Consider the following 25966-nt stretch of genomic DNA (forward strand, 5'->3'; position numbering starts at 1 on the left):
CTAACTTTTATGGCAGCGACAGTTACTTCTTCAGCTACTACAGGTAAAACATGGGAGGGCGGTAATGAACCTATGGGTGCGAGTTACGGCAAGATGATGATGTGGTTCTTCATCGTATCAGATGCTCTAACTTTCTCAGGATTCCTTGCAGCTTACGGTTTTTCAAGATTTAAATTTATAGAAACATGGCCTATTGCGGATGAGGTGTTTAATCACTTCCCGTTTATGCATGGTGTTGATGCACCTATGTACTATGTAGCGTTCATGACATTTATCCTGATCTTTTCATCAGTAACCATGGTACTTGCCGTAGATGCGGGGCACCAGTTGAAAAAAACAAAGGTTGCTGTTTATATGGCTCTTACTATTGTAGGAGGTTTTATATTCTTAGGTTCTCAGGCCTGGGAGTGGAAAAACTTTATCAAAGGTGAATATGGAGCAATTGAAACTAAAGGTGGTGCGATTCTTCAGTTTGTTAAACAAGGTGAAAATGGTACTTATGAAAGAGTTAAGCTTGCTGATTTTGCTGCTCATATTCAAACTGATCGTGTAAACAATACCAGAAGTAATGGTATTTGGTTTGAAGACTCTGCAGCTTTACCAAGTTTTAGTGTTGAGGAAGTTGCAAAAGGTCTTGAGGCACATCCTGAAGTTTTAATCAGAACAGAAGTAATTAAAGATAAACATAAGACAGTACTTTCACGAGAAGAATCTCTGGTAAGGATTAAAGATGCTAAATATGTAGTTGAGGGAGCTAACCTTGTTAGAAATGAATACGGTCACAAATTGTTTGCTAACTTCTTCTTCTTTATTACAGGTTTCCACGGTTTCCACGTTTTCTCTGGGGTAATGATCAATATTGTTATTTTCCTTAACGTACTGTTAGGAACTTATGAAAGAAGAAAAAGCTATGAAATGGTGGAGAAAGTTGGTCTTTACTGGCACTTTGTAGACTTAGTTTGGGTGTTTGTATTTACATTCTTCTATCTTGTTTAATTGTTAAAAAGTATTAATGTCATGGCACATACTCACGAATCTAATACAAAAAGAATCTGGACCGTTTTCGGACTACTGTCAGTAATTACAGTGGTAGAGGTAGCATTAGGTATTATTAAACCTGATTTCCTTTTCAAAACTGACTTGTTTAAAATGCACCTGCTTAACTGGATATTTATTATCCTTACAGTAGTAAAAGCTTATTATATCATGTGGGCTTTCATGCACCTTGAAGGGGAGAAGGCTAATTTAAGATGGTCTATTGTAGCTCCACTGGTATTCCTAATTATCTATTTAGTGTTCATCTTACTTATAGAAGGTAATTATGTATTTGATGTGTTCCAGGTTTCTCAATATAAATGGATATTCTAAAGAGCACATATTAACGATAAAAAAGGCGGTTTTTCAACCGCCTTTTTTTATTTTTGTACCCGGAAACTTCCCCTCAATATTATGAAAAAAAAGTTTGTCCTTATACTGCTGCTTATATTCCCAATAACAGCTTATGTTTACTTTTCAATGGTAAAGCATAATTCTATTTATTTGTCTACACTTGTTAAGGATGTAGATGAATTACCTGAGGGTACAACGCTTAATGGTATGAAGGTGCATTTGCTGGATAAAATCACGGTAGTGGGTTTTCCGGGAGATGATCTTTCAAAGAGAAAAGAAAGTCTTTTTAACCTGAATCAGAAAATTTATAATAAATGTGCCGAGTTTGATGATTTTCAAATGGTGATGCTACTACCTAAAGGTAGTGATGAGGAAGTGAAAGAAGTTATTTCTGATTTAAAAAGAATGAGTGACCTGTCCGGATGGAGGTTTCTTTTTACTGAGCCTGAAAATATAGAGGCGTTTCATAAATCGTTGCAAACTAAACAACCCCTTGATAAGGATTACGGGTCTTTTTATGTATACATAATTGATAAGGACAGAAATCTTAGAGGTAGAAATGGTGAGGTTAAAAGTGAAAAGGGACAGGATGTTATGGATGGTTATAATACCTTCTCTGCTGCCGAACTTCATAATGAGATGACCGATGATATAAAAATCCTTTTAAGAGAGTACAGATTGGCCTTGAAAAAAAATACAGGCAAAGGTGTTAAAAGAGAAATCTAATTACAATGAAAAATAAGTCATATATAGGTATATCGTTTATTGTCCTGGTTTTTGGTATATGGGCAGTAAAAGAAATAGGAGAACGCTTTAGTAAATCTGATTTGGTAGAGATAGGACCTGTGCCTTCTTTCGAATTAACAGATCAAAACAACAAAACCATTACTGATAAAGATTATTTAGGTAAGGTATATGTAGTGGAATTCTTTTTTTCTACGTGTCCTACAATTTGCCCTGTAATGAACCAAAATATGGTTGAGATACAAAATGAGTTTTATGGTAATCCTGAATTTGGTATAGCTTCTATAACCATTAACCCTGAATATGATACTCCGAAGGTATTAAAACAGCATGCCGAAGATTTAGGGGTTAAGCATTACAATTGGCATTTTTTAACCGGCGATAAAGATTATATTTTTAACCTTGCGGAAAAAGGTTTTAATCTTTATGCAGGTCAAAACGATAAGGTGCCGGGAGGTTTTGAGCATTCTGGTTTGTTTGCTCTTATTGATAAGGATGGTAATATAAGATGTAGGGAAGATCAATATGGTAATCCTATTTTATATTATGACGGGCTGGAGGAAGAAGGCGTTAAGGCAATCAAGGAAGATATACGAAAATTATTAGCAGAGTAATATGGATACAGCAGCTCAAAGTGTTGAAAAAAAGTACAGGGTTTGGATAATATTATTATCAATAGTTATTCCTTTAGCAGTAGCGGTGCTTTTTAGTGTTAAGCTTAAGGATTTTGGCTTTGATGTAGAGCCGTTATATTTCCTTCCGCCTATATATGCCGGAATTAATGGCCTTACAGCTGTGGTGCTTGTAGTTGCTGTTATGGCGATTAGGAGGGGTAAGCAAAAACTGCATGAAAACCTTATGAAGTTTGCTATAACCCTGTCCTGTCTGTTCCTGGTAATGTATGTGGCTTACCACATGACTGCCGATTCTACCATATTCGGTGATTTTAATCACAATGGTGTTTTAGAGCTTTCTGAACAAAACGAAGTAGGTTTCTCAAGGTATATTTACCTGTTTATTCTTTTGTTTCATATAGCGCTTTCTGTAATCATTATTCCGCTTGTATTATTGACCTATGTAAGGGCTTTGTCTAAAAGCTTTATAAGACACAGAAAACTGGCTCGTATAACCTATCCGTTATGGTTGTATGTGGCAGTTACCGGAGTGGTGGTTTATTTGATGATATCGCCTTATTATAACTATTAAATAAAGAACGTTATGAATAACGGACTTAAAAAATACGGATTCCTGCTTATTATACTGTTTCTTTCAGTTCAGGGGCAGGCACAATGTGCCATGTGTAGGGCGGCTTTAGAGAGCAGTGACAGTGGTATTAAACCCGAAGCGGTTAACGATGGTATAGTATATCTTATGATATTTCCCTATCTGCTTGTAGGACTTGTTGGTTTTGCAGTTTATAAGCTGAGGAAAAAGAAAACTGCTAAGGCAGAGTAATAATAAAAATAGACGGCTACTTCATGCCGTCTATTTTTATATTCATATTACCGGAAGTTTTTATAAAGGCTATAATAGCATTGTCTGTAAGTACGATTTTATCAAACTCAAAACCGTTTAGTTTACCGTTTACAAATATTCCCGGCATGGGTGAGTAATTGTTAAGGTATGGAGCCAGGCTTCGCTCGCCTTCATTTAGATTTTCTGTTATGGTGTAACGGCAGTTCTCCTGTATTTTTAATAATACCGTTTTCTCAGCAAGCCAGTTTGCGGTTTTTATCAAAATACTTTTGGTATCCAGTACATAATCCAGCCTGTCAAAATAAATTTCCTGTGTTGTGGCATTGTAACTTGGGTACCCCGAAAGGTATATTGTTCCGTTTATACTGCCCGACATGTTTAGGGCTATTATCATCTTTCCGTCTTTATGCCATAGTTCAACATTGTTTACAATTACCTTCTGGCTGCCTGAACCAAATTCCTGTCCTTTAAAGTTTTTAGTTATAATTTTTGAGGCGCTTTCATAGGTCGATATTCCGGCTACCACTACATTAACCTTATCAGGCATTTTACTTACTGCTTTTAGTACAACCTTATCTTTGTTAAAAGTGTTATTTGGTTTTTGTCCTATAATGGTTTGCATAGTGCATTTCAGTCCCATTTCCATAGTGATTTTCTTGTCCTTTAAAACGGCATCGGTAACATATAGTTCTATTGGGTTTAGCTTGAACCATGCCTCATATTGTTCGTTGGATAGGAATGGGGTGCTTATTTTGTCCAGTGCATTAAGTACGTTTGGCTTAAAGTTAGTGGCCTCTTTAATCGCGTTATCCAGCATTTCTTCAATTTTAGATTTAAAGAGTTTTACTGCAGGGTTTATAAGGTAGGTTATGGCTACTTTTTGTCCGGCAATAGTTGTGGTTGGACTTTCCTGCCATTTAATTTTTTCAAGGTTTGTAACGGTTTTAAGTTCCCAGTTGGTTAGCCCGATATTACTTTCCATAGTTACAATGGCATTAAGATCAAACTCTCTGGTATCTTCAATATTTATACCTAGTGCCGATGTGCCATATCTTACCTTAGCATTTATTTTTATTGGAACCCTGGATTTTAGTTTCCCGTTTTCATCGGTAAATTTTATGGGAGCTGTTTTCCATATTTTGAGAGCAATATTATCATCGTTAATATCGTTGTCCTCATAAATGAGTCCGTTAAAAAATTTGTTGAGCTGATTTTCAATGTCGCTCAGGGATATGGTAACCGGCAGGTTTATAAATGATGTTGTGGTTTCATAAACCGTAGGTGTGTTTTTTGAAGGTTCGGGCTTTAGTGCCTGTATGTGTTTTGTTGTGGAGCAGGCTGTAACTATAACGGTTAACAGGCTAAACACGAGTAACTTTTTCATTAAGTGTGCGGCTTTTTTTAGCTAATTTAAGGGTTAATTTGTAACATTTACAATATCTTGTCGACTAAAAGTATACAGTATAAGGGTATTTACTTTAAATAAAATAAATACCTTTGTGAAACCCGTATTTTTACGCTATGAAAACCAACCTACGAATAACTTTTTTATTGTTTTTTTCATTTTGCGCATTTTTTTCCTTTTCTCAGGAAAAGAAATGGACGCTGGAGGAGTGTGTAAACTATGCATTGGAAAAAAACATTTCGATACGTGAAGCCGGACTTGATGTTCAGTTGGCAGAAGTTAACAAAAGTGATGCTTCAGGGAATTTTATGCCGAATGTTAATGTTACTGGCAGCCACTTTTGGAATATAGGTTTAACCCAAAGTATTAGCGGTATCCTTGAACAGCAAACTACCCAGTTTACCAATGCCGGTGCAAGTGCCAGTATAGATTTGTATAAAGGACTTTTAAACCAAAAGCAATACAGGAGGCAAAAAATGGCACTGGTGGCAAGTCAGTATCAATTAGTGAAAATGAAAGAGGATATTTCGCTTAATGTTGCTAATGCTTTTCTTGAAATCCTGTTTAATAAAGAGAACTTAAAAGTACAGCAGGAACAGCTAAAGGTTGACCTTGAGCAGAAAAACCGTACTGCCGATCTTGTTGAGGGAGGAATGGTGCCAAGAGGAGACCTTTTAGATATCGAGGCGACCGTTGCTGCCGACAGGCAAAAAGTAATACAGTCAGAAAATCAATTGCTTATTTCTAAACTTAGCCTTGCACAACTATTACAGCTGGAGGAGTTTTGGAAATTTGACATAGCCGATGAGGAGTATGATTTAAGTGAAAGTGAAGTAATGCTTAATACTCCTGTGCAGGTATATGATAAGGCAAGGGAACTGCGTACCGAAATTAAAATAGCACAGGCTAACCTTGAAGTGGCCGAGCAGGATGTGAAAATTGCACGTGCAGCATACCAACCTACACTTACAGGATTTTATAACCTGAACACAAGGGTTACCTATGCTGATTATAATTCTTTTGAAAACGGTCAGGTAGTGAGTGTTACTCCGCCGCCATTCTGGAATCAGTTTTGGGATAATAAAGGGCATTCGTTTGGGTTCCAGTTAAACATACCTATATTTAATGGTTTTGCTACCAGAAACAATGTGAGAAAGTCTAAAATAGCTTTAGAACGTTCTAAATTAGCTTTTGAAAGAGAAGAACTGGATTTACAGCGCAACGTTTATACTGCTTATACAGATGTTCAGGGAGCTCAAAAAGCATATGAGGCAGCCGTATCGGCGGCAGATGCCAGAAAGGAAGCACTTGTTTATGCTAAAGAGCGTTATGAAGTGGGGCTTATTAATGTTTTTGACCTTAACCAGGCACAAACACTATCCGCTAATGCACAAAGTGAAGTGCTTAGAACTAAGTACGATTATATATTTAAAGTTAAGATATTAGAATTCTATTTCGGTATACCAATTACTCAAAACTAAAACCTTATGTCTAAAAAGTCATTATATTATTTACTGGGAGCTGCAGCTATTGTTGTAGTGTTGCTTATTGTTTTAAAGCAAAAAGGAGTTATAGGTAAAGGAGAAGAAGGTAAAGAAGTTGAAACTGCAAAAGTGGAAGCGATTACACTTACCGAAACGGTTTCGGCAACAGGAAAAGTACAGCCTGAGGTAGAGGTTAAAATATCTTCTGAGGTTTCGGGTGAGATAATTGAACTGCCTATAAAAGAAGGACAAGCCATAAAAAAAGGTGATTTACTGGTAAGAATTAATCCTGATTTGTATGAGTCGGGCGTTAATAGGAGTGCAGCAGCATTATCTACTGCTAAGGCAGGATTAAGCCAGTCTGAAGCGCAGCTTAAGGAAGCTGAGGCAAACTATAACAGGAACAGGTCACTTTATGATAAGGGAGTAATATCAAAATCAGAGTGGGATAAAATCGTTTCGGCTTATGAAGTGGCAGTTGCCGCAAAGCAATCGGCTTATTACAACGTTCAAAGTGCTAATGCTACAGTGAGTGAAGCACGCGATAATTTAAACAGAACAACCATATATTCTCCGGTAGATGGTACTATATCAAAACTGGATGCCGAACTGGGTGAGCGTGTTGTAGGGACTCAGCAAATGGCAGGTACCGAAATTCTAAGGGTGGCAAACCTTAATAACATGGAAGTAGAGGTTGATGTTAATGAGAATGATATTGTTAAGGTAGAGATAGGCGATGAGGCTGATATTGAGGTAGATGCTTACCTGAAAAGAAAATTTAAAGGGGTTGTAACCAGTATCTCAAATTCGGCTAGTAGTGATCTTACTGCCGATCAGGTTACTAACTTTAAGGTTAAGGTAAGAATACTTAAAGAATCGTATGAAGATATGACCGAAGGTAAAGCCTCTAATTACTCACCTTTCAGGCCGGGAATGACAGCTACGGTAGAAATTATTACTCAACGTAAAGAAAATATACTTGCAGTACCTATTAGTGCTGTAGTGATAAAAACCGATACGACATCGGCTAAAAAAGATGTTATAGCCGAAATGGAACGTAAGGAGAAAGAACAGAAAACCGGTAAACTGGATGAACGTTTTGAATGTGTATTTATAAACCAGGGAGGTAAAGCTGTTCTTAAGCCTATTAAAACGGGTATACAGGACGATACTAGCATAGAGGTGGTAAGTGGGCTTGAAAAAGGTGATGAAGTGATTACAGGACCTTATACGCTGGTTTCAAAAGAGCTTAACCCAAATGATAAGGTGAGGCTTAAGCAAGATACATCTAAAAAGTAATTTTATACAGAAGGCTGGAGAGAGAAATGGCTTTAATACTTAATATTGAAACGGCTACAAGAAACTGTTCGGTAGCTTTGTCTTTAAACGAAGAGGTAATCGCAGTTAGGGAAATCGCGGCTCAGGGATATCTGCATGCCGAAAAACTGCATGTTTTTATTGAAGAGTGTATGGCAGAAGCCAAGAAGGAGATTAAAGACTTAAATGCAATAGCCATAAGTATGGGGCCTGGCTCTTATACCGGACTGCGTATAGGTGTTTCGGCGGCTAAAGGACTTTGTTATGCTTTGGGTATTCCTTTAATAGCTGTTGATACTTTAGAGGTGCTGGCAAGGAATATTGAAGTTAATGAAGGTGAAATCCTGTTACCGATGATTGATGCCAGAAGAATGGAAGCCTACACAGCCATTTTTGATAATAACTACAATAAGCTAAGGGAGACCAAAGCCGAAATAATAACTGAAGAATCGTTTACTGAGCTTAGCGGAAAAGTACATCTTTTAGGTGACGGAGCTGCTAAGTGTAAAGAAGTACTAACAGATGATAAATTTGTTTATCATGACGAGGCATTATTCCCTTCGGCTAAACAAATGTGCAGTGTAGCTTATAATAAATACAAAATAAGCGACACTGTAGATGTCGCTTATTTCGAGCCTTTTTATTTAAAAGACTTTATTGTAAACAAATAATAATCTTAGATAAGAGTGCTAAGGTAGTTTGCAAGCTGTTTTAGGTCTTCGTCTTCGTCTGTAGAGATTTTATTTTGCTTTATAAAGGTTTTTATCTCTTTTTCTTTACCGGGTACAAGACTTAAAATATCTTTTTTCTTAGTAGACATGTGCACTATTTCTCCGTTGTTAAACTGAATGTAGTATTCAATATCATTTTTCCTGAACATAGGAGCTTTATATCTACCGTAACCACTTGTAGGGTGCTCTTCCGGTTGCAGGTAAATGCTTTCTTCTTTGTAAATGCTCACTTTATCGCTTTTACTTACAGGTATTAGATAACGTTGCCTGCTTGTACCTTCTTTATCTGTGTATTGCAGATATTCGTAGCTAAGGTTTTGTCCTTTTAATTCTATAACCTGATTGTTTACAGGCTGAACTGCCATCTCTTCTCCGTTAACCTGAACTTCAATTTCATCGTGATAAGCATTATATCTCGCAAGAACAACTTCTTTTTCTCCGTTAATGTAAGCAGGAAGGAATTTTTCAGAAAAATACTGAGAACCCTGTGCTACTTCGCTATCTGCTTTTTTGTTATTTATGTAACCAATTTGTCCTCCTTGGTAATTATAAGTGGTTTGTTGGGCACTCATTAAAGCACCCGAAAATAGGAATGGGATTACAAGTAATTTAGTTAATTTCATTTTTATAGTTTTTTTATGCTCAAAATTAGGTAATATGATTAGGTTTTTATGTTAAAAAACGGCAACAAATGTGCCGTTTTATTAAACCTACGTTTTTTTAACGTATTATGCTTGAATATATTATTTAAGAAGGCAGGTTTTTTGTATCCAGGTTTCTTATAACAATATCTCTTTGAGGGAAAGGTATTTCTATCTTTTCGTTGTCGAACATTAATTTTACATTTTCCTGAACATCTGAAAGCATTTGCCAGTAATCCTCATTTTTCGCCCAAGCCAATATCTGGAAGTTAACCGAATTGTCTGCAAGCTCTTTCACCCTGATAATAGGAGCAGGCTCATTTAATATTTTAGGCTCTTCAGTAACAATTTTAGTCAGTACGTCTTTTACGTGTTTCATGTTACTGCCATAACCTGCACCAACTATAATTTCACCACGACGCGTAACCTCTTTAGAGTAGTTTTTAATGTTGCCGTTAGAAAGTGATCCGTTAGGAATGTAAATAACCTGATTGCTTGGAGTGGTAAGTTTGGTTGCAAAAATCTGGATTTCGTTAACAGTACCGCCTTCACCCTGTGCCTCTATATAATCTCCAACCCTAAAAGGCTTGAATATTATAATAAGTAATCCGCCTGCAAAGTTGGATAGTGATCCCTGTAGTGATAAACCTATAGCTAAACCTGCAGCACCCAGTATAGCTACAAATGAAGAAGTTTGTACGCCGAGCTCTCCAATTACTGTAATAAACAGCATTACTCTTAGTGCCCAGGTAAGTATATCTAAAAGGAAACGAACTGCAGTTGGATCCATATCCCTTTTCTTCATTACTTTTACGATAATAGCTCTAATAAGTTTAATGGCTATTAAACCACCTATAAGTATACCTAATGCTACAAGGATTTTAGGGGTGTACTCAAGTACTAGGTTTACAAACCAGTCATAATATGATTCAAAATTTTTCATTTCTATTTTATTTTTAAATTATTTAGAGTTTCACTTATTGAGGTGTGCGGAAGTTCACATGCTTTATTTTTACAAATATAAAATAGCTGTATGTCTTTCACAAAGCGGTTTTTAAGTATTGGTATGTTACTTTCACTATTGTTTCCCGCTATTAGTACATGTGGCAGGTATTCGCTGTTTATGGTTTTAATAGCTGCTTGTGCATCTGTACCACATACAGCCAGTTCCTTATTATCTATCGAAAGGTCCAGCCACAGGTTAAGCCAGTTGGAAAAAGCCGAAGGGTAATCCATATTAGGTATCATGTTGTGTAGCATTTGCAAAGCTGTTTTTTCATAGTAGCTGTTGTCAAAAATCAGACTTAGCTTATACAGTACATTTGCCATAACCGAATTTGATGCCGGGATTACATTATCCTCGGTTTCATAATGTGGTGTTATAAGCTGTTCTGCCTTTTGTGAATTATAGGTAAATAACATTTTTTGTTCGTCATAAAAATTCTCCAGCGTATAGTCGGTTAACTGTTTTGCGTAAAGCAGCCACTTCTCGTCAAGTGTTGCCTGATACAGACTTATAAAAGCATCTGCCGTATGGGCATAATCTTCTAAAAAGGCTTCAATTTTTGCTTTACCGTCTTTGTAGGTACGCCATAAAAACCCGTCCGGATCCCAAAGGTATTCAGTTATGAATAAAGCATTTTTTCGTGCGGCATCCAGGTATTGTTCTTCTCCCAAGGCTTTATAAGCATCGGCATATCCTTTTAGCATAATGGCATTCCAGGAGGTAAGTGTCTTATCGTCAAGCCCGGGTTTGGTTCTCTTTTGCCTTTCATGGTATAATATGTCTTCCCATTCTTTCTTTTTACGGCTTAATTCTTCCGGAGTATAATCCAGTTGCTCTGCCAGTTTTTCAAGAGGTTCACTTTGTATAAGTACATATTTTCCGTTTTCCCAGTGCCCAAAATCATTTACATTAAAAACTTTCGCAAAGGCATTAAAATCATCTTTTAATAATTGCTGAAGTTCCTGTTGTTCCCAAACATAAAAGGCACCCTCTTCGCTGTGCCCTTCATTATCGGGACTATCAGCATCCAGCGCACTGTAAAAGGCTCCGTTTGCTGTTGTGAGCTCGTTGTTTATAAATCGATGGGTTTTTTCTATAACCTCTTTGTATAATGGATTTTTGGTACGCTTGTAGGCTTCGGCATACAGGCTCATCAATTGCCCGTTGTCGTAAAGCATTTTTTCGAAATGGGGTACATGCCATTTTATGTCTACTGAGTATCTTGAAAATCCGCCACCTACAGTATCAAACAACCCACCGTAAGCCATGCGGGTAAGGGTAAGGTCGGTGAAATTAAGTAGGTCTTCTGATTGTGCCTGATACCCGTAACGTTGCAGGAACAGGTAATTGTTAGGCATCATAAATTTAGGGGCACGAGCATAGCCGCCAAAATCCCAGTCAAAACTTTTGGACCATTTTTCTACTAATGGTCTTATTGCATTGGGCTCGGGTATATGTTCCTCTTCATTAGTGTTGATAAGGCTCATAGCCTGTAACCCTTCAATCAGCTTTCCGGCATATTCGGTTACCCTGTTAGGGTCGGTTGCATAAAGTTGGTGTAGTTGTTCCAGTGAGGCAATCCAGTTTTCCTTTTTGAAATAGGTACCTCCCCAAACCGGCCTGCCATCGGGTAGTAAAACCACATTCATGGGCCAGCCTCCCTGCCCGGTCATTACCTGTACGGCTTTCATGTACACTGCATCAACATCGGGTCTTTCTTCACGATCCACTTTAATCGATACAAAATGGCTGTTCATCACTTTGGCCACTTCGCTGTCCTCAAAACTTTCATGTTCCATTACATGGCACCAGTGACAGGCCGAATATCCTACGCTTAGTATAATGAGTTTATTTTCCTCGCGGGCTTTTGTCAGGGCATGGTCATTCCATGCTTTCCAATGTATAGGGTTATTGGCGTGTTGTAGTAAATACGGACTTGTTTCAAAGTGAAGTTCGTTCATAGGCTGGTTATAAAAGTTGTAAAATTAGGAATTTTTGAACGGGAGGCAATGTGTTTTAAGAAAACTGAAACACTTGTTGAGAGATAAAATTAAATGTTTATAGCTGTTACTTTTACCGTTTTCCAGATAAAAGATTTAGGTGCTTACAGTAAAATGGCAAATTTTTACAAAAAGTTTTACTATCATATTGCACATCATTTGTTTGCGCAGTTAGGGATACTTAATTATCCGTATATTGCATTTATTATTAAAAGTATGCTGATAATGCATATAGAAATCTAAAAAACATTATGAAAAAAATTGTGGCATCCTTATTACTGCTTAGTGCAGTGACTGCCTGTAAAAATGAAAACAAAGAAACAGTTGAAGGACCTGCTGTAATAACAGAGCAGGCTGAACCTGTAAAAGACACTATCCCTTATGCTGATTTTGGTATGGATACTGCCGATTTGCCGGAAGGGCTTAAAGTAGGAGATATGGCTCCGGAAATTGCTATGACTACAGCCGACAATAAAACGGTTACACTACAAAGCCTGTATGAAAAACAACCTGTTGTGGTATTGTTTTACCGTGCTTACTGGTGTCCGGTATGTAGCAGGCACTTAACTGAGTTTGCCGAAAGAGCTAAGGAGATTGAAGATAAAGGAGCCAAGCTGGTTATTGTTACACCTGAAACCTATGAGAATGTAACCAAAACTAAGGAGCAGACTAAAACCGATTTCACAACCATATCTGACACTGATGGAAGTATAATGCGTGCTTTTGATGTTGACTTTAAGGTAACCGATAGTTATCAGGATATGATTAAGGAAAAGCTAAGCGCATCGGTAGCTGAAACTAATGCTACAGGCGAGGCAGTTTTACCGGTTCCGGCAACATTTGTTATTGATAAGGGTGGTAAAATAATTTACAGGCATTTTAATCCTAATTATAGGGAAAGAGCAAGTGTTGAGGAAATTATTAATCATCTTCCTTAATCAATCAAACTATTTTATATATAGTAAAAAACCCTCGCCGGCACTGCCTTTGAGGGTTTTTTCAATTAAACACAACGAAACGATTTTTATAACTTGCTAAGTACTCTCTCGGGATAATCGGTAATAATACCGTCTACTTTAAGCTGTATCATGCGGTTTATGTCTTCATCGTTATTCACTGTCCAGGGAATAACGCGCATGTTTTTCTGTCTTAAAGAGTCAATAAAAGCCTCATTCACCAGCTTATAGTTGGGACTGTAAATAGATGGTGTAAAATCCATTTGCGATAGGTTACTGTCTATGCCCGGTTTTGCGGTAAGGTAAGCTAGGGTTACCTGAGGGTATTTTTTATGCATTTCATTAAGGATAGCAGGGTCAAATGACTGGATGTTCATTTTATCTATTATTCCTTTTTCGGTAAGTACCTTCATTACCATATCTACAAAAACCGATGGTTGAGGCTGGCTTATGCCATACTCTTTTTCCTCTGATTTGATTTCGATATTGTAATGTACCGGTTTACTATTATTTGCCTTTACATAATTTTCCACACTGTCTATCACTTCTTCAAGTAATGGCTTGTAGGTACGCATTTTTTGCTGCTGGGTAAAGTTTTTATTTCCTTTAGAACCCGTGTCAAACTTCCTTATACTGTCGTAGGTCATTTCATGCAGGTTATAGTTGCGTTCGGTTTCCTTAGCAATAGAATCTCCTGCCGGAGTAGTAACGTATAATGATGACATAAACGGTTCGTGTGAAACTACTACTTTACCATCTTTAGAGATTACCACATCAAGCTCTACCACATCGGCACCTTTTTTAACGGCACTTAAAAAAGCAGGTATGGTATTTTCGGGAAAATTACCCCTGTCACCCCTGTGTCCCTGTACTTCTATAGTAGTTTTTGGCTGTTCGGCAGTTTCATGTATTTTCTTACTTTCGTTTTTACAGGAAATCATTGCCCCTGCCATTGCGAAAACTAAATAGGCTTTATTGTATTTCATAATCATTTAGGCATTTCTATTCGGTAGCTTTTTTCAGCTGTGTGTACCTTACCAAACATATCTGTAGCTTTGATTTCAATTTTATGTTCACCGGTTTCAAGGTTAGCCGGAAGGCTGCCTCTCCATACGTGTGTACTGATAACAGGATCAGACGAACGTCTTCCTGCCATAAGCTCTTCGGCAAGGTCCCATTCGTAAACCAGTTCCACATACGACGGATCCTGTGCTTCAACATGGTGCATTTGCTCCCACTTACCATTGTCTACACGATATTCAATTTTGTCATTTTTACCACCCATAAAGAAGTTTACAAAAACACCTGCTTTTGTTCTTTTTCCTTTAGCAACCACCTTAGGGGCAAATACCTCCATTTGATGTTCTTTGGTTTTTCCGGCGGCTTTATAATCAATAGTATATTGATTTCCGTTAAAACGAATAAAGGCATAACCTTTTGGAGTACCGTCTCTCATTACAGAGATAGGAATTCCTTTTTCATCCAGTTTGCCTGAATACCAGTCGCCCGAAGTTGTACCGATATTATAATGATGATGAGGTTTGTCCTGTAACCATCCGTCTTCTTTAGAGAAGAAGTCCTGACGCTGTAAATGCGTATGAGCTGAAAGGGAAAGGGTATAAGGATAATCTTTTAACGCACGGAACATCCTGTTACGGTCTTCATCACGAAAAGAATCGTCATTTACATCCGGTTCGCTAATTGGGATATGGAATGCCAGTACGATAAGATGGTCTTTAGGTACAAACTTCAGGTCGTTTTCAAGAAACTCAAGTTGGTCTTCCCTAAAACCACCCCAATAGCCTTTTGCATCCCTTGGATCCGGATACATAACATCATCCAGTACTATAAAGTGAACCTTGCCATAGTTGAATGCATAGTTGGCAGGGCCAAAGTGAGCCTCATAGGTCTCGTCGGCAAGGTTGTCACTTTCAGCGTCAAAATTCAAATCGTGGTTACCCAGTACGTTATACCATGGCAATCCTACTTTTTTTGTAGCCTGTATGTACGGATTAAAAAGGCTAAGGTCATTACCTACAAGGTCACCCATACTAAGCCCGAAAACAACACCTTTTGTGTCCTGGACATCGGCAACAATACCTCTTGCATAAAAGTCAATCTCTTCAAGATTGTATGGTTGCGGATCACCAAAAACAAGCGCGGTGAAATCTTCAGTTTCCTTAGCAGTTGTTAAGGCGAAGTCTACGGACTTAGGTAGTTTTCCTGTTGGGGCAACACCATCGAATTTTGCTTTAGGAGAACCCTGTGGTTTGTGGATGTAAAAAAACTGAGGCAGGTTGTCACTGTTTACAGGAACATTATATCCGGCCGGTTTGATTACCGATATTACGGCATCATCGCTAAGGCTAAGTTCATAATTACCGTTTTTGTCGGTAAGTACAACATCACGTCCGTTAGTAACGGCAACATTGGCAACGCCTTTTTCTTTTCTTTCTTTTTTACCGTTTAGGTTAGCATCGTTATATACTGTCCCTTTAACGGTTTGGGCAGAAAGGTATGCTGCGAAAAGCAGCATACCTGTTGTAATAATGTGTTTCTTCATTTTTAGTTGAATCTATTAATTATCCCACCAAACTTTGGTGTTGATGTCATCTTCACCTATCATTTGTACAGCGTCCTGATAGTTTGAAAGGTTATAAATCTGCTGATCTGATGGATAAGGGAATCTTGATGGCATTATACCGTTGTTAAGCATTGCCGGAGTTGTAGGGAGTTCAGGTAAACCTGTTCTTCTAAACTCAAACCATTGCTGATAGTCTACAAAGTACAGTGCGTAGTATTTTTGAAGCATTATCTGTTCCAGTGTGCCGTCATACTGTGCTGCTGTGTTATCAAAGTAATCTTCGGGCATAGTGGCTTTAACCTGCTCTATAGCTGCTTTAACACCTTTGTTGTAATGCTCTTCGGCATCACCTGTAAATCCTTTTTGTGCTACCTCCGCCTTAATGAATTCTACTTCCGAATAAGGAAGAATAAAAATTTGCATAGGGTTGGTAACCTGTAATATCTGTAAGGTAGAGGCATTGTATTCAAACTGAGAATCCGGTCCGTCATATCCACTGGGAATACCGATGTAGCCAATGTTGTTATTGTCAAGATCAGTACCTGTAGTTGCAATAAGCGGTCTCCTTGGGTCATTCCAGTCGTTAAGATTGTCAATAAAGAACGATGCCATTTTTACATTAAGCCTGAAATCCTGAGGTCTTCCCCATGGCGATACATTTGCACCCACACCTGTTACCTGTAGTATAGCCGACTCGGCATTGCTTTCAAATACAGGATATTCTTCAGGGTTGTTTATGATTGTTGTAAGCTTTTGGAAAGCATTCGTCTCAGTACGGTTTGAAATCCTTAATAAAAGTCTCATATGTAGTGAGTTGGTGAATTTTTTCCACTTTTCAACATCATTATTAAAAAGGATGTCGCTTGCATATATCATACCTGCATCGGTATCATATAGTTGGTTAGCTGTTTCCAGGTCGTTAAGTATGGTTTCATAAATAAGTTCCTGACTGTCGTATGCCGGGTAAAGTATACCGTCTTCGGCTCTTACCGCCTCAGTCATCGGTACAGGTCCAAACTGGTCTGTTAGGTTTGAGTATACCCATGCGTTAAGCGTTAAAGCAGCGGCCAGGTAGTTGTTGTCTCCCGAAGCTTCGGCAGCCATACGCATTTCGCGTATGTTTGCCAGCCACTTGTAGGATGTATTCCATGACGAGTTACCTATATTAGGACTAACGTCATAACGATGTAAGCCTCCCGATACACTTGGGAAAGGCAGGGTAACCTGCATAAGGTCAAAATTAGTACTGGCACTGCGTGATGCATTGTGACTGGCCATACCATAAATGATAGGGTTAATAAGTGTACCCGGACTAATTTGTGCTATACGGTTTGGATCTTCGTTTATTTCTTCAAAATCACCTGTACAGGCTGTGTTAAGCATAAACAGCGATAAACAGGCGGCTATATAAGTTATCTTTTTCATTTTCAAATCAGATTAAAAATTCACTTTTAAGTTAAAACCATAAGTTGCAGGCGAAGGCATTTGCCCCATTTCTATACCCTGTAGCATTACGTTACCGTTAAGTGCTGCAGTTTCCGGATCGTATATAGGGAAGTCTGAAACTACTGCCAGGTCTCTACCGAATACTGAAAGCTGAACTGAGTTAAGTCCCGTGTTTTTTAACCACGTTTTTGGGAAGTTATATCCAAGGCTCACCTCACGAAGTTTTAGGTATGAAGCATCAAATGAGTTTGACTCAATATTAGCCCTGCGGTAGTATCTCTTATACCAGTCGGCAGGTTTAACCTGCGTAGTGTTTGGAGAATAAGTACCGTCGCCATTTTGAACAACACCGTCGCCCACAATAAAGCCTTCTTCTCTACCATAATAAGTTGAGGTAAGTTTACCCTGCTCCATAGACTTGTGGTGCGTTTGCGAATAAATGATACCGCCATACTGTCCGTCAACAGTTACACTGGCAGTGAAATCGCCAACAGTGAATACGTTTGTTAAACCAGCTTTCCATTTAGGGCTGGCATCGCCTATGTATTGTATCTCATCCGGGTAAGCCGGTAAACCTGCATTGTCATAAACAATCTGTCCGTCGTCAGAACGTACAAAACCATAACCGTAAATTGCAGTTGTTGTACCACCTACACGTGCAATTACCGATGCAGTACCACCTTCACCAATTACCTGCTGATCCTGAATACCCTCGGCTAACGAAAGTACTTTGTTCCAGTTGCGCGACCAGTTAAGGTTAGCTGCCCATTTGAATTTTGGATTGTCAAATATTTTACCGCCTAATAGTAACTCTATACCGCGGTTTCTTACTTTACCTGCATTAAGTACGGCTCTGTTGTATCCGGTACTGTAATCCATAGGTACTTCAATAATCTGGTTTTTGGTGTTACTCTCATAAATAGTAGCATCCAGATTAATACGTTTTTTAAGCATATATAACTCAAAACCTGTTTCAAAGCTGGTAGTAATTTCCGGCTTAAAGTGGTCATTAAATAATAATACCGGAGCTACAGCCGAACTTGCAAAATCACTCTGGTCATAGTATTTCTGTGTTTTGTAAGGTCCGGTATCGTTACCTACCTGTGCAAAAGAGAAACGGTATTTTAAGTAATCGATAGCCTTAGGCATGTTAAACATTTCCGAAAGGATAAAGCTCGAGTTTGCCGAAGGGTAGAAGAATGAGTTGTTAGCAGCCGGAAGGGTACTTGACCAGTCGTTACGCCCGGTAAGGTCAATAAATATCTGATCTTTGTAAGAGAACGACATTAAACCGTATAGTGAGTTCACTTTCTCAAAAGCATCTCTTGCCCTGATTAGAGGAGCATTAATACCGTTTGTTAATTTATAAACATCCGGTACTACAAGACCTTCAACCTCTGCTTCAGTGTTTCTGTATTTGTAGTTTTTAAGGTTACCACCTACAGAACCTGAGAAAGCAATAGAGCTGCTTATGTTGTTTTTGTATGACAGTAAGAAATCAGTGTTAACTTCCTGCTTAAATACATTTTGTGTTTTAAAGAAACCTTTTGCATAACGGTTGATGCTGTAAGGTCGTCTTTGTTCTCTGTGCTGACTGTAAGTATTAATAGCTGATCTAAGCATTAAGTCAAGGTTTGAAGCCAGGTTAATGTTAGCAAAAATATTACCTACTATCTGGTCATTATCCAGTGAGTTAGTAGCTTCATAAGCTATAAGGTACGGGTTGTCTATGTACGAACTGAAAGGGTGTACCTGCTGGATATTTTCCTGTCCCTGTTTCCATATACTACGATACCAGTCAAGGTCTACGTTTGGATTTTGGAAAATCATGAAGTAGGCAATAGATCCGTTGTTGTAACCGGTAGAAGGAAGATTGTCACTGGTTCTGTTATTAAAGTTAACCGATGTTCCCAGTTTAATTCTGTCTGAAACCTGATAGTTGGCATTCACGGCAGCAGATATTCTTTCGAAACCGGTGTTAGGCATAATCCACTCATTTTTTTGGTGGCCTAAAGAGAAACGCATAGAACCTTTCTCATCACCTCCCTGAATAGAAAGATTGTTGTTGTAAGTTACGCCTGTTCTCCAGAAATCCTTACGGTTGTCTTTGTATGGCTGCCATAATTGTCTTTCTGCCGACTGACCTTCAAGAGTTGGGTCGTACTGGTAAAATGACTGACCGTTAAATTCAGGTCCCCAGGCACTACTTGTACCGCCAGTACTACCTCCGTCTTCAGAACTCCCGTAAGAGTAGTATGGGTTTCCGTCTGCGCCAAAAGAGTTTCCTGTACCCTGACCGTATTTGTACTGCCAGTCCGGCCATCTTTGTATTACATCAAAAGTGGCACCTGTGGTATAGGTAATACCTAAACCTTTGTTCTTTTTGCCCGATTTTGTTGTAATGATTAATGCACCATTTGCTGCACGGCTACCGTAAAGCGCCGTTGCACCTGCACCTTTCAATACGGTTACGGTCTCTATATCGTCAAGGTTAAGTTCAGATATACCATTACCATAGTCAATAGGGGAATCCTGACCCATATAAGCTGATGATGATCCTGATGTTGTCATTTCCTGATTCATCGGTACACCATCTACCACTATAAGAGCATAGTTATTTTCGGTAACAAGCGATCTGTTTCCTCTTAATACTATTTGCTGAGAGTTAAGTGGCCCTGATCCTGATGATACTATATTTAAACCGGCTACTTTACCTTTTAAAGCCGATGACCAGTTATTTGGAGTTGTAGTTTCAAGCTGATCTGTTTTAATGGTTTGTTGTGCGAAACCTAAACGTTTCTCTTCTCTTTTAATACCAAGAGCTGTTACTACTACCTCATTAAGCTCGTTTGCTTTTTGAGTAAGTGTGATAATAAGCTCTTTAGAAGAATTTGCTTTTACTTCTATGGTTTCAAAACCAATGAAGGATACAGCAAGGGTAGCACCTGTAGAAGTGGTAATGGTAAAGTTACCATCCATATCGGTCACTACACTGTTATTGGTTCCTTTTTCCAGTACCGAAGCTCCCGGTAATGAAAGCCCGTCTTCATCAATTACCTTTCCGCGAATTATTTCCTGCTGATTTTTGGTAACCGTGATAGTGTTGTTTATTTTTTTGAACAGGAAACCTGTTTTAATGGTGATTTTGTTTAAAACATCTTCAACGCTTTCGTTAACTGCTTTAATGGTTAGGCGCTGGTTAGCTCCTGATATTTTTTCGTCAAAAACGAAAGTGAATTCTGTTTCTTTTTCAATAGCAGAAAAAACTTCTGTAATTGAGGCATTTTTTAGGTCCAGGTTAATTTGTTTACCTGTTGGCTGTCCCTTTACAGGAGCTGCAAAAGTGGTTGCAGCCATGAAAAGGGTGCAAAACAAATAAAATAATTTGTTTGATATTCGATTCAAAAAAAATTGTAGTTTAGTATCCATTACTATAGGCTATAAATTTGATTTTGTTTGTAGTCTTTGTTTTAAGTAAGTGGCCCGTTTCTGTTGCAGCAGACGCGGGTTTTTTTGTATTGGTTAATGTTGGGTATTTCTTCTTATAATAATTTGGTTTTTAGTTAAATAATCAATTTTTACTTCTTTAAGGAAGGCGATACTCTCTAATATGTTTTCCAGCTTCTCGTTTTTATACTTACCGGTTATGGTAAGGTTCTCAAGGCGGCTGTCTTCAAATTTTATGGATACATCATACCAGTTTTCAAGTATTCTGGCAGTTTCGGCAAGAGTATTGTCTTTAAGTATTATTATGTTTTTAGTCCAGGCTATACCATCGCTGCTGTTCTCTTTAGAGAGTACAAATTCATTTTGAGTGGTATATTCTGCCTGTTCATCTTTAATGAGAAATACTTTTTTTCCTGTATCGTCAGTCACCTGTACTTTTCCGGTAAGCACACTTACTTTGGTATTAAGAGTGTCGTAAGCATTAATGTTGAATGAGGTTCCCAGTACTTTTATATCTACCTTATGGGTTTGAACTATAAAAGGCTGCTGAGGGTTGCGAAATACTTTAAAGTAAGCTTCACCCTCAAGCTTCACCTCCCTGGTTTTACCAAACTCTTCAGGATAGCTTATGCTGCTGTTGGAGTTAAGTACTACCACGCTGCCATCGTGCAGCATAACTTCTTTTTTCTCTCCTTTAGCGGCAAATTCGGTAATAGTGGGGATTTCTTTATTAATAAGCATGTAGCAAAAAGCAAGTCCGGCTACTATAAACAGTGTGGCGGCAACCCTCATGGCTTTTTTCCATAATGGTATGACCTTAACAGGTTTTATGGCTTTGTTTATAGTATTGTAGATACTGTCCCTTTTTGAGTCAAGAATGTACTCGGGGATATCATCAGTAGTTTTTTGCATTTTTTCAAAGTAGGCTTCAACAGCATTTTTTTCTTCTTCAGTGCAGTTGCCGGATGCATACTTTTGGGTTAAAACGATAAAATCTTCTTTTTTCAAAATACTTGCTTTTACCCTTAAGTCACATTTTTTGACCCCAACAAGTAGTAGGAAAAAGACGTTTAATGTTTTCTTAAAAAACGCGGTTAAGCCGTAACATTAAAGAAACAATGAAATAACAACTATTGCCAGCTGATAATTGTCTAAGTTGTTGCGTAGGTGTTTAATAGCGTTGCTTATATGCTTTTCTACAGTATGTACCGATAAATTGAGTTTTTTTGCAATTTCGCTATTAGTGTAGTTTTCAAAACGGCTTAAAAGGAAAACTTCACGACATTTTGGGGAAAGTTTTTCAATCTCGGTAAGGATGCCTTTTTCAAATTCCTGATATTCGATATCAACGGTTGTTTTGGACGGAGTAGGAATGTCCTGCAACACATCAATATGTTCCTGACTGAATTTTAGCCCTCTAATATGGTTGGCTATCCTGTATTTTACCGAACGCATAAGATAGGCTTCAAGATTTAATATGTTTGAGGAGGAAGCGTTGTTCCAAAGACTGATAAAAATTTCCTGAACGATGTCCTGGCAAATTTCTTCGTCACGATAAATTTTATGGGCGTAGTTGTAGAGTTTTTTCCAGTAGCGGTCAAAAATAACACTAAAAGCCCCCTCATCCTCTTTCTTTAAAAGGTTTTGTAATTCATTGTCTGGTAATGAAGTAAGCTTTTCTCTCATGGTAAAAACAGCATAGGCAAATGAATGACAATCCTGCAAAACCTACCAGAGATTTATTTTAAGTTTGTGTTATGTAATGTTTAAATTGATAAGGTGTTTTGTGCTTTTTTAAAACGGGAAAGTGAGTAGCGAATGCTGACTTGCCGTGTGCAAATCCCTCCATACACGATTGAGTTCCGATCCGGTTTTGGCAGCTTCGAGTCCGCAGTAAGGGTATAGGGTGTCGGTAACTTTACGAGCAGTGTGGGCTAAAGTCCTGCTGTAATGTGATACTTGTTTAAGTATATCATTTGTAATAACATTATGCTTTATATAATTCTCCCACGATAAATCTACTGCTTCATAAAAACGCTGTGAATTATCTTTAAGTTCCAGTTTTACTTTTTTGAATTCGGTTTCAAAATAGGTTTTCTGTTCGGGGGTAAAACGTTCCATGCCCGATCTGTGATAAAACAGATCTTTTACTAAATCAATAAAATGTGATGCCATCCCTAAAAAGTTTACAGCCAGCGTGGCTTCAGCTAATTGCAGGAAGGGGTAGTTGAGGTAAGGTGCTTCTGTTTTAGGACTTCCGTTTATGGTAAAGCTCCGATTTGAAGGAACTTCAATGTTATTTACCGTAAAGCTATGACTACCCGATGCTATCATTCCTATAGATGGCCAGTTAGGTACTACGGTTACTTCATCTTTTTTAAGCAGGAAGGAAAGAACAAGTTCTTCATTATCATCATTAATAACAGCAGATCCATCTGTATTTTTTACAACACAGTTCATAGTAAAGTGAGTGGCATGCAGTGCTCCGCTTGCATATTTCCAGTTCCCGTTAATTATATATCCGTTTTTAGTAATAGTTGCCGTACCTGTTGTAGCGCCGCTTCCTGCGAGGCATACGTTCGGGTTGCTAAATATCTCTTTAGCTAAATCAGGTTCTAAAAATGCAGCAAACCAGGCTGCTCCGCTACAAAGGGTAACGGTCCATCCGGTACTGCCGTCGGCTTTGGCAATTTGTTCTTCCAGCCGTAGTATCTCAGGTAATGGCTTTTCCAGTCCGCCATATACTTTGGGTACATAAATATTAAACCAGTTTTTGGAATGGATGAGGTTAAGGATTTCGGGATGAAGTTTACCGTTTTTTTCTGATTGCCCAGCATGTTCCTTTATGATTTGTACCCATAAATCGTTAAACTCAAAATTACCCATAATAGTTTTTTATACTGATACTTTGCAAAAGTAAAACATAGCCTGGTTGCAGAAAATCAAAACGACAGAAATATTAAAAATGTAGTATCAGACTTTAAGTCTGATACTATCTGTGTGTTAAAACTATTACCTGTTATACGGATATTCGTTTATCCAATGGAAACCTCTATTCATAAGCAGGTAATCATTTTCATCTGTACGCAGGGTGTTCATTTTTATAGTATCGTTTTTATAAATACCTTCAAATGTATAATGAATGCTGTCGGTTTTGTAGTATTTAAATTTACCTACTTCTGTAGAATCGTTGTAGCTTATAAATGAAATATGTTTGTTAAGGGTGTCAGTTTTTGATCTAAAATATATTCTGTTTTTTGATCCTGAAGTCTGCATTTTAAAAACATTGCCTGAATCCCATTTATCTATAATAACATAACGCCATCTTATGGTATCAGTAAGCATTGGTGGAAGGGTGTCGTTATTTATTACAAATTCTTCCACTTCATAAATTCCGTACATAGGTGGTTTAGGGGCAGCATCTCCATATTGTGCCTGAGATTTCAGTCCGTTATATATCATTAACCCTGAAGCGGCTACTATGGCTACGCCTTTTGCAATTTGAGTAGTAAGGTTTGCCCATTTCGGTTTAAAGGGGGGGCGGTTAACCTGTGTGCCTACGGGTTTGTTAAGGATAAATACATTTACAAGCCTTTTGTAGTCCAGGCCTATAAAGAAGGCAGAAAGGAATAAAAGTTCAAAAGAAAATAGCTTGACCGGAATGTCGTAAGACATGTTTATTAAAAATACATTAAGCATTACACCAAAACATACAATGGCTCCCAGTGTTCTTGTTTTGCGGTACATTAAAAGCAATCCGCCAGCCACTTCACATAATCCTGAGAATATAGAATAAGTGTCAGAATATCCCATAAAAGTCCAGGCCAGTCCCATAGGAGATTTGTCTCCTAAAGGTGATAGCAGGGCAGGAAGCGAAGGGTATCCAAACTGGGTTTTAATGACTTTTGAAAAACCGTAAACAAGCATAAAAGCTCCTAAATAGTAGCGGATGTAGGTTTCCTGAAGATACAGTATAAGTTTATATTCTTTGCTTTTCCTGTCAACAAGAGTCCAAATTAATGCTACAATTAATGCAAGGATAAGCCGGAAAGCTAATTTGTAGTAATCATATAGGGTGTCTCCGCTGCCACTGGGATGATAACTAACCTCTGTGCCTAATAGCGAACCGACTAGTTCGTTAGTGATGTTAAACAATATATTTCCTATTGCAGGCAGTATTGAAAAGGCACAAAATGCAAAGAAAAACCGGAAAAGGAATTTAGTAAAGCCATTCCACGGCGTTGCGGTTAAGGTGTTTGGTTGGTTCATTATAGCTGGTTTTATTTTGTAGTCAATAACGCAGATGATTTAAAAATGTTGTAGGCATTTTCTTTTGTTTCAGCTTTGAAAAGCGGTAGTATTTGTTGATGTGTTTTTTCTTTGCTGTTGTCTGGTGGTATATTAGTGCTGTTTTGTGTAGTTTTTCCAATAATATGGTGTAAATGAAATTATTATGCTTACCTTTACGCATATTGGTTTTCTGCCTGAGCTTTCTCTGATCTGCGATTTGTTTACACTTTACTCTTCAGCCTGGCGTTTCAGTTGCCACTTTTCTAATCTAAACAAATTTTTATCATGAACATTTATGTAGGGAATCTGAGTCAGGAGACTTCAGAAACCAAATTACGTGACCTATTCGCAACATATGGCGAGGTCGAAACAGCGAAAGTTATAACAGACAGTCTTACGGGTTTATCCAAAGGATTTGGTTTTGTTGAAATGAGTAGTAAAAAAGAAGGAGAAAAAGCTATTGATGAGCTTAATGCGACCATTTTTGAATCTAGTAATATAGTTGTAAACGAAGCACGCAAAAAGCCTGCCCATTCGGGAGGCGGTAACTTTAAGTTTAACAAAAGGAGTTACTAGAGCTAACCTGATTAAAATTACTAAGGGTAGCATTTTATGTATTATCCTTGGTTTTTTGTTTTAGGGGTGTACTTAAAAAGACTATCGTTGGCTTTTGCGGCCAAATACAAACAAGTAAATATAAATTAAAAACTAAATAACATTTATGCCAGACTCATTTACAAAAAAAGAGAATATCAAAAAGAAGATTAAAAAGAAAAAAGAAAAAGAATTAAAGAGAGAGGATAGGAAAACAAACAACAATAAAGGGAAAAGCCTGGAAGATATGTTTGTTTATGTTGATAAGAACGGGCAGTTAACCTCTACACCACCGGTACAAAAGCAGCCTGAAGTGAAAAATGAAAAGCGTAGTGATGCTTTTAACAAGAAATACAAATAAACAAGTACAGGTTTTACATAAAAAACAAAAGCCGATTTACAAAATGTAAATCGGCTTTTTTGTTTGTGGTACCTCCAGTATTGGCTTAAAATGCA

The 25966-nt window shown here is 37.9% G+C and carries 24 protein-coding genes and 1 pseudogene; 13 read left to right on the forward strand and 12 right to left on the reverse strand.

The features are described from left to right. Positions 1-9 precede the first annotated feature (9 nt). The 6 genes from ABS768_RS06665 (at position 10) to ABS768_RS06690 (ending at position 3588) form a co-directional block, all read left to right on the forward strand. The gene (locus tag ABS768_RS06665; RefSeq protein ID WP_330442604.1) at positions 10-996 is read left to right on the forward strand and encodes a cytochrome c oxidase subunit 3; all 987 of its coding nucleotides are present in this window, start codon (positions 10-12) and stop codon (positions 994-996) included. A 21-nt stretch (positions 997-1017) separates the two neighbouring features. Beyond that, positions 1018-1368, forward strand: a complete 351-nt coding sequence (locus tag ABS768_RS06670) for a cytochrome C oxidase subunit IV family protein (RefSeq protein ID WP_330442603.1) — start codon at positions 1018-1020, stop codon at positions 1366-1368. An 81-nt stretch (positions 1369-1449) separates the two neighbouring features. Next, positions 1450-2115 (forward strand): hypothetical protein, encoded by a 666-nt coding sequence (locus tag ABS768_RS06675; RefSeq protein ID WP_330442602.1) that lies wholly within the window; start codon positions 1450-1452, stop codon positions 2113-2115. Positions 2116-2120: 5 nt separating this feature from the next. Then, positions 2121-2747 carry an SCO family protein gene (locus ABS768_RS06680; RefSeq protein ID WP_330442601.1) on the forward strand — a complete coding sequence of 209 codons (627 nt, stop codon included), beginning with the start codon at positions 2121-2123 and terminating at the stop codon, positions 2745-2747. Between the two features lies 1 nt (position 2748). Continuing rightward, entirely contained in the window at positions 2749-3339 is a 591-nt protein-coding gene (locus tag ABS768_RS06685; RefSeq protein WP_408074180.1) for a DUF420 domain-containing protein, read from the forward strand. A 12-nt stretch (positions 3340-3351) separates the two neighbouring features. Further along, a complete protein-coding gene (locus ABS768_RS06690; RefSeq protein ID WP_330442599.1) occupies positions 3352-3588 on the forward strand; it encodes a hypothetical protein in 237 nt (78 codons plus the stop codon). A 16-nt stretch (positions 3589-3604) separates the two neighbouring features. Here the strand turns inward: ABS768_RS06690 and ABS768_RS06695 are convergent, their stop codons facing one another. Continuing rightward, positions 3605-4993, reverse strand: coding sequence for a DUF4403 family protein (locus ABS768_RS06695; RefSeq protein WP_408074181.1), 1389 nt, complete (start codon positions 4991-4993; stop codon positions 3605-3607). A gap of 137 nt (positions 4994-5130) precedes the next feature. On the opposite strand from ABS768_RS06695, the gene ABS768_RS06700 reads away from it, so the two are divergent. Genes ABS768_RS06700 through tsaB form a run of 3 tightly spaced genes read left to right on the forward strand, consistent with a single transcriptional unit; the run spans position 5131 to position 8486 of the window. Next, the gene (locus ABS768_RS06700; protein WP_330442597.1) at positions 5131-6495 is read left to right on the forward strand and encodes a TolC family protein; all 1365 of its coding nucleotides are present in this window, start codon (positions 5131-5133) and stop codon (positions 6493-6495) included. 6 nt (positions 6496-6501) lie between these two features. Next, entirely contained in the window at positions 6502-7797 is a 1296-nt protein-coding gene (locus ABS768_RS06705) for an efflux RND transporter periplasmic adaptor subunit (protein ID WP_408074182.1), read from the forward strand. Between the two features lie 26 nt (positions 7798-7823). Beyond that, complete coding sequence (gene tsaB / locus ABS768_RS06710) at positions 7824-8486, forward strand: tRNA (adenosine(37)-N6)-threonylcarbamoyltransferase complex dimerization subunit type 1 TsaB (protein WP_408074183.1); 663 nt, start codon at positions 7824-7826, stop codon at positions 8484-8486. Positions 8487-8491: 5 nt separating this feature from the next. Here the strand turns inward: tsaB and ABS768_RS06715 are convergent, their stop codons facing one another. The 3 genes from ABS768_RS06715 to ABS768_RS06725 form a co-directional block, all read right to left on the reverse strand. Further along, entirely contained in the window at positions 8492-9169 is a 678-nt protein-coding gene (locus ABS768_RS06715; protein ID WP_408074184.1) for a hypothetical protein, read from the reverse strand. Positions 9170-9293: 124 nt separating this feature from the next. Beyond that, positions 9294-10130 carry a mechanosensitive ion channel family protein gene (locus ABS768_RS06720; RefSeq protein ID WP_408074185.1) on the reverse strand — a complete coding sequence of 279 codons (837 nt, stop codon included), beginning with the start codon at positions 10128-10130 and terminating at the stop codon, positions 9294-9296. A 2-nt stretch (positions 10131-10132) separates the two neighbouring features. Then, positions 10133-12154, reverse strand: coding sequence for a thioredoxin domain-containing protein (locus ABS768_RS06725; protein ID WP_408074186.1), 2022 nt, complete (start codon positions 12152-12154; stop codon positions 10133-10135). Positions 12155-12247: 93 nt separating this feature from the next. On the opposite strand from ABS768_RS06725, the gene ABS768_RS06730 reads away from it, so the two are divergent. Continuing rightward, positions 12248-12436 carry a hypothetical protein gene (locus tag ABS768_RS06730; RefSeq protein WP_408074187.1) on the forward strand — a complete coding sequence of 63 codons (189 nt, stop codon included), beginning with the start codon at positions 12248-12250 and terminating at the stop codon, positions 12434-12436. Between the two features lie 8 nt (positions 12437-12444). Further along, on the forward strand, positions 12445-13131 hold the full coding sequence (locus tag ABS768_RS06735) for a peroxiredoxin-like family protein (RefSeq protein ID WP_408074188.1): 687 nt from the start codon (positions 12445-12447) through the stop codon (positions 13129-13131). 86 nt (positions 13132-13217) lie between these two features. Here ABS768_RS06735 and ABS768_RS06740 read toward each other — a convergent pair whose 3' ends face one another. From ABS768_RS06740 to ABS768_RS06775, 8 genes are all read right to left on the reverse strand, one after another. Then, complete coding sequence (locus ABS768_RS06740) at positions 13218-14135, reverse strand: glycerophosphodiester phosphodiesterase family protein (protein ID WP_408074189.1); 918 nt, start codon at positions 14133-14135, stop codon at positions 13218-13220. Positions 14136-14137: 2 nt separating this feature from the next. Then, positions 14138-15712, reverse strand: a complete 1575-nt coding sequence (locus tag ABS768_RS06745; protein WP_408074190.1) for a calcineurin-like phosphoesterase C-terminal domain-containing protein — start codon at positions 15710-15712, stop codon at positions 14138-14140. A 15-nt stretch (positions 15713-15727) separates the two neighbouring features. Further along, complete coding sequence (locus ABS768_RS06750) at positions 15728-17158, reverse strand: SusD/RagB family nutrient-binding outer membrane lipoprotein (RefSeq protein ID WP_408074191.1); 1431 nt, start codon at positions 17156-17158, stop codon at positions 15728-15730. Positions 17159-17170: 12 nt separating this feature from the next. Further along, complete coding sequence (locus ABS768_RS06755) at positions 17171-20536, reverse strand: SusC/RagA family TonB-linked outer membrane protein (RefSeq protein WP_456264634.1); 3366 nt, start codon at positions 20534-20536, stop codon at positions 17171-17173. Between the two features lie 165 nt (positions 20537-20701). Next, entirely contained in the window at positions 20702-21634 is a 933-nt protein-coding gene (locus ABS768_RS06760; RefSeq protein WP_408074193.1) for a FecR family protein, read from the reverse strand. Between the two features lie 99 nt (positions 21635-21733). After that, the gene (locus tag ABS768_RS06765; protein WP_408074194.1) at positions 21734-22312 is read right to left on the reverse strand and encodes an RNA polymerase sigma factor; all 579 of its coding nucleotides are present in this window, start codon (positions 22310-22312) and stop codon (positions 21734-21736) included. A gap of 108 nt (positions 22313-22420) precedes the next feature. Then, the gene (locus tag ABS768_RS06770) at positions 22421-23512 is read right to left on the reverse strand and encodes an acyl-CoA dehydrogenase family protein (protein WP_408074195.1); all 1092 of its coding nucleotides are present in this window, start codon (positions 23510-23512) and stop codon (positions 22421-22423) included. A gap of 126 nt (positions 23513-23638) precedes the next feature. Next, the gene (locus tag ABS768_RS06775) at positions 23639-24895 is read right to left on the reverse strand and encodes a DoxX family protein (RefSeq protein WP_408074196.1); all 1257 of its coding nucleotides are present in this window, start codon (positions 24893-24895) and stop codon (positions 23639-23641) included. A gap of 306 nt (positions 24896-25201) precedes the next feature. Here ABS768_RS06775 and ABS768_RS06780 point away from each other — a divergent pair, with 306 nt between their 5' ends. Further along, on the forward strand, positions 25202-25492 hold the full coding sequence (locus ABS768_RS06780) for an RNA recognition motif domain-containing protein (protein ID WP_408074197.1): 291 nt from the start codon (positions 25202-25204) through the stop codon (positions 25490-25492). A 145-nt stretch (positions 25493-25637) separates the two neighbouring features. Further along, a pseudogene (locus tag ABS768_RS06785) lies at positions 25638-25820 on the forward strand (cold shock domain-containing protein); the annotation flags it as partial. Positions 25821-25966: the final 146 nt, after the last annotated feature.

The sequence above is a fragment of the Flavobacterium rhizophilum genome (genome assembly GCF_046000485.1).
Classification (GTDB): Bacteria; Bacteroidota; Bacteroidia; order Flavobacteriales; family Flavobacteriaceae; genus Flavobacterium; species Flavobacterium rhizophilum.